Raw genomic sequence first — 252 nt, 5'->3', positions numbered from 1 at the left:
CGGTTCAGCCGGCGCAAGGCGCGAGCGATACACCCATCGCATCAGGCGCGCGAGAGACGGGCGTGCTGGGCGCCGTCACGAAGACACAGTTGCCGGGGGAAGCAGCCGAAACACTGCGGCTGATCAAAGCGGGGGGCCCGTTCCCTTTTGGGGAGGACGGCGTATTGTTCCGTAACAGTGCGCTTTTGCTGCCGAAGCATCCGCGCGGCTACTACCACACATACACGGTTCGCACGCCTGGCATGACGGATC

Annotated in this window: 1 protein-coding gene; it reads left to right on the top strand. The window is 64.3% G+C overall.

The annotated features are described in order from the left end of the window. A partial coding sequence (locus SB764_RS42800) for a ribonuclease domain-containing protein (RefSeq protein ID WP_410867150.1) occupies positions 1–252 on the top strand: 252 nt, incomplete at both ends.

The sequence above is a fragment of the Paraburkholderia sp. SIMBA_027 genome, from assembly GCF_046535315.1.
Taxonomy (GTDB): domain Bacteria; phylum Pseudomonadota; class Gammaproteobacteria; order Burkholderiales; family Burkholderiaceae; genus Paraburkholderia; species Paraburkholderia tropica.
Note: the sequence above shows the minus strand (reverse complement) of the source record. Positions and strands in the feature narration are given on the sequence as shown.